Genomic DNA, 3,857 nt, shown 5'->3' with positions numbered 1-3,857 from the left:
CAATCTAAGCCTCAACTGGCTCTAAGGTGATTTTCAGCGGAAGCTCTATCTCAGCCTTTTTCCCCTTGGTGCGTTTTTTAAAGTTGAGTATGATAATCCCTTTTACAACGCCCTCCTCCACCCTCTCCCAGATGTCGTTGCCAACATCCCTGAAGTAGCCCTTTTTCTTTCCAAATCCAATTTCCAGAAGGTCTCCCTCTTCGTCAAACCATATTTTCATTTTTTCCATTTTGTGACACCTTTCTTAATCTTATCGGTGTAGAATGCCGTAATTATAAATCCATCTCCATTTAGTATTTTTACGATAACCACTAAATACTTTCTTGTCACCGGTGAGGTTCCGTACAGCTTATAGTAAAGCAGAACATCATCAGCGTGGTTGCTCAGCTTTATGATATCAGGGATTTTCAAAGTTTCTTTAATTCTCTCCTCCTGATTATGCATTTCAGCTCTTTCGAGAATATGCTCATACCTATTTTTTGTGAGCCTTATTTCTCTATTTAAAATATCTCTTAGCATGAATATTACATCACCCACTAGAGCCCCTCCAGAAACTCCTCCACCTCCTGCCTTGTGGGCAGACCTGCGCGCGCACCCATGCGGGAGATGCACCTGGCGGCGACGAAGTTGCCCAGGTTTCCGCAGGTTTTCAGGCCGTAGCCCTTAATCATGCCATAGAGGAAGCCCGCGGCGAAGGCATCGCCGGCGCCTGTGGTGTCCACCACCTTCGTCTTGATGCCCGGGATGTGGAGCTTCTCCTCGCCGCATGCGACGAAGCAGCCATCCTCGCCGAGGGTTACCACCACCCTCTTTGCACCCATGTGGAGGAGCATCTCAGCCCCGCGCCGGTATTCGTTGCCGGTGAGGTGGAAGGCTTCATCGCGGTTGAGAAATATCACCTCACTCGCTGAGATGAACTCCTTCAGCTCCACTAGGCAGCGCTCCTTCGCATAGAGCATGCCCGGAGCAAAGCTCAGCTTCTGCTTCTCCAGCTTTACCATCAGCGCCCGCTGGACTTCCAGACCGTAATCCCCCACAAAGGAGGAGAAGTGCAGGTACCTCGCCTGCGAAGCATAGGCGATGCTCTCCTCGCTGAGCTTCAGCAGGTCGTTCGCCCCGGGATAGGCGTACATGCTGCGCTCGCCCTTATCATCCACCAGCGCTATGATTATGCCAGTCGGTGCGTCCAGGCGGGCGATTGCGCTTGTATCCACACCCTCACGCTGCAGCTCGGCGATGAGAAAGTCACCGTCGCTGTCCTTACCCACCGCGCCGATAAAGCCCGTACTCACCCCCAGCCTCGCGAGGCCAACGATGGTGTTTGCCGCACTTCCGCCAGCGCTCTGCATCGCCTCTATTACAAAAACCTCCTCCCCCGGCTTCGCTATCCTCGGCACGCGGTAAATCTTGTCCAGGTTCAAAGCGCCTACGCCGACTACGTCCATATAACAAAATCCCCTCGGGTGGGATATAAAGGTTCACCTTAAAGACAGGGTGATGTTATAAATTCTGGCATGGAGAGTTACCGTCTCTCACCCTTATTTTTCTACCTTTTCTGTTGATAATGATAAATCCTCGCTCTTCAAGATTTTTCAGATGATAGGAGACTGTAGATGGTGAGAGATTCAGGCTTGCGACTATGTCTCTCGCCGATGAGTCTGGATTGTCCCTTACGTATTCCCAAATTTTTTTCCCTGTTCCGGAGATGTATGAACTATCTTCTCCTGAATCGGAATAGAATACCTTGCGCCTTCCGAGCCTTGATGACTTTACCAGTTTTAGTTTTTCAAGTACGTTTAAGTGATAATACAGCGTACCTCGGTTTATGTTGAGAGCCGTCACCAGGCCCCTGAAATGAATACCGGGATTTTCTTCGATGTAAGTCAGTATTCTGGCTCTTACCTCTGTCTTGACCTCTTTTATCTTATAGATTAACAGAATAAGAATAGAAACTCCCAGGACGACCAGATAATGCCCCAGCAGCGCGATAATGTAAAGGAAAACTATTGCAGTGATAACCATCCATATCCGCGTCCTGCCAGCTCTGACAGGGTATGCATAGAGCATGAAAAAAGCTATCCAAGCAGCGCCGTAGTCTATCAGCATACCTTTAAGGACATAAAGATATTCTCCTCCAGGCGCCACCACACTCGGTGTAAAGGCTTCATATGCCATTACACCTGCCATCAGCAAAACAGCAAAGGGGCTTAATATGTAGGCAGTCCAGTTGTGGGCAAAGTAGGCCCACAACAGCAACATCATGCCATTAATGACGATTGGCGTTGAGGCGAGGCTCACATGGAATACCGCCTCTTCAAAGGATATTTTGTTCCCACTTTTTCCCTGGAAGTACGTGTAAATTACCGCGAGTACTAGAAAAGCCGAGATGGGGGCTAGGAAAGCAGCAGCCGACTGCAGTCCAATCGTTGGAATCCCCTCTCTTTCAAAGGCGCGGGCATATAAAATCCAGTTAAGCGCCGAGATGCTTCCGAGCACAATCATGGGATAAGCGGTTTTTAATCTCATTGTATTATAATAAAAAGAGGAAAAGAAAAAGCTTATCTCCCGGGCAGTATTGGCCTCTGGCGAAGCTTAGCTCCGCGTGGTGTGTCGGGATAGTACCCCACATCCACCAGCGTTACCCTCGGATCCTCCTGAAGTTTTTGCAGCTCCTTCAGCTTGCCTTTGACCTCGATTCCGTACACCTTAGCGTCACCCTCGCTTAGAGCTTTTATCATCATCTCCTGCCTGCTGATTACCCTCTTCAAGACAGCAGTTTCCTCTGGACCAGCGTTCTTTAAAGCTTCCCTGGTTCTTGCCAGGTCATCCCTCAGGTCGCTTATCTCTCTTGCCAGCGACCCGTCTACAGAACCTTCAATGCTGAAACCTCCGCCGAATCCATAGCTTATTGACTCGAACCATATTGCGTCTGCATCCACTTCGTAATCTCTGAGGAGGATATCCGATTCTTTAGCGCTGACGAAACTGCTGAGTGAAACCATCGCCTGCATTTTCCTATCGGGCATTTCCCTGGCGAGTTTCTTCAGCACCTCCTTTCTCTTCGATATGTAGCTGTCCGTGTCCTCATCTTCGTCTACCTCTCTCTGGGTCTGAATCTGCAAAGCGCCGCTGCCAGCCGAGTTAGCTGATGTGAAGTCCCAGGTGCCAGAATCCGGGGCTGTGAAGTCCTCTATAGTGTACCACTCCAGAGGCCAGTTAATTGTTCCGGGGCCATCAAGGTTGCGCTCTGCTTCGAGAATTGTCCTGGTACTCGTGATAGAGCTATCCTGGTCGCTCAGGTCTATGTACATCCAGTACTCCTGTCCCGGTACCGTGGCTTCAGCGTCGTCGCTTCCCACCACGAATTCGTCCCATGTATTAGCGGAATTCTGGGAATCGTCTTCTAGATCGAGATAATCCTGCGGCAGATTGCTGCTCCAGTAGCCGGCATACTTTGCGAATCCGGTGTTTTCCACCCTGAACTCGTGCTCATACGCCTCGGGCTCTATAGCATTGAACCCCTGCTCATTCCAGATGAAATCCGAATATGCATAGCTCTTGCTTATGTAGTAGTAGCCGCTATCTGGCACATAATCAGGATGCGATATGGCAGCTACAACACCTGCTAACAACAGCAACAACACCAGCACTGTGCAATTCCTTTTCAAACAATTCACCTCCCTTTTGATTTTTTAAAGGGAGGCCTCCCCACTCATTTTCTTTAAAAACCTCTGTTATAAATAATTTCTGTGACAATCTTCGAAATGTTCGTTTGTGGTGAACACACAATAAAAGCAGCAGTTTTTCTGGTTTTAGGCTTACAATGCCAAAATTTTATCGATCAGTCTGAAGGCAAA

5 protein-coding genes are annotated in these 3,857 nt (G+C 49.0%); all 5 read right to left on the bottom strand.

From position 1 onward, the window contains the following. Positions 1-4: 4 nt before the first annotated feature. From ACXJJW_RS01690 to ACXJJW_RS01670, 5 genes are read right to left on the bottom strand one after another with little or no spacing between them, the layout of a single operon-like run. Complete coding sequence (locus ACXJJW_RS01690; protein ID WP_456473985.1) at positions 5-229, bottom strand: DUF2283 domain-containing protein; 225 nt, start codon at positions 227-229, stop codon at positions 5-7. Then, a complete protein-coding gene (locus ACXJJW_RS01685; RefSeq protein WP_456473984.1) occupies positions 217-537 on the bottom strand; it encodes a hypothetical protein in 321 nt (106 codons plus the stop codon). Before ACXJJW_RS01685 ends, ACXJJW_RS01690 begins: the two co-directional genes overlap by 13 nt. After that, complete coding sequence (locus ACXJJW_RS01680; RefSeq protein ID WP_456473983.1) at positions 537-1,445, bottom strand: carbohydrate kinase family protein; 909 nt, start codon at positions 1,443-1,445, stop codon at positions 537-539. The genes ACXJJW_RS01685 and ACXJJW_RS01680 overlap by 1 nt, the downstream gene beginning before the upstream one ends. 55 nt (positions 1,446-1,500) lie before the next feature. Next, entirely contained in the window at positions 1,501-2,526 is a 1,026-nt protein-coding gene (locus ACXJJW_RS01675) for a winged helix-turn-helix transcriptional regulator (protein WP_456473982.1), read from the bottom strand. Between the two features lie 32 nt (positions 2,527-2,558). Further along, positions 2,559-3,668: a hypothetical protein gene (locus ACXJJW_RS01670; protein ID WP_456473981.1), complete on the bottom strand. Its 1,110-nt coding sequence runs from the start codon at positions 3,666-3,668 to the stop codon at positions 2,559-2,561. Positions 3,669-3,857: the final 189 nt, after the last annotated feature.

It is taken from the genome of Candidatus Pyrohabitans sp., from assembly GCF_054014795.1.
The sequence above is the reverse complement of the archived record's forward strand: the minus strand, read 5'-3'. Positions and strand labels throughout refer to the sequence as shown.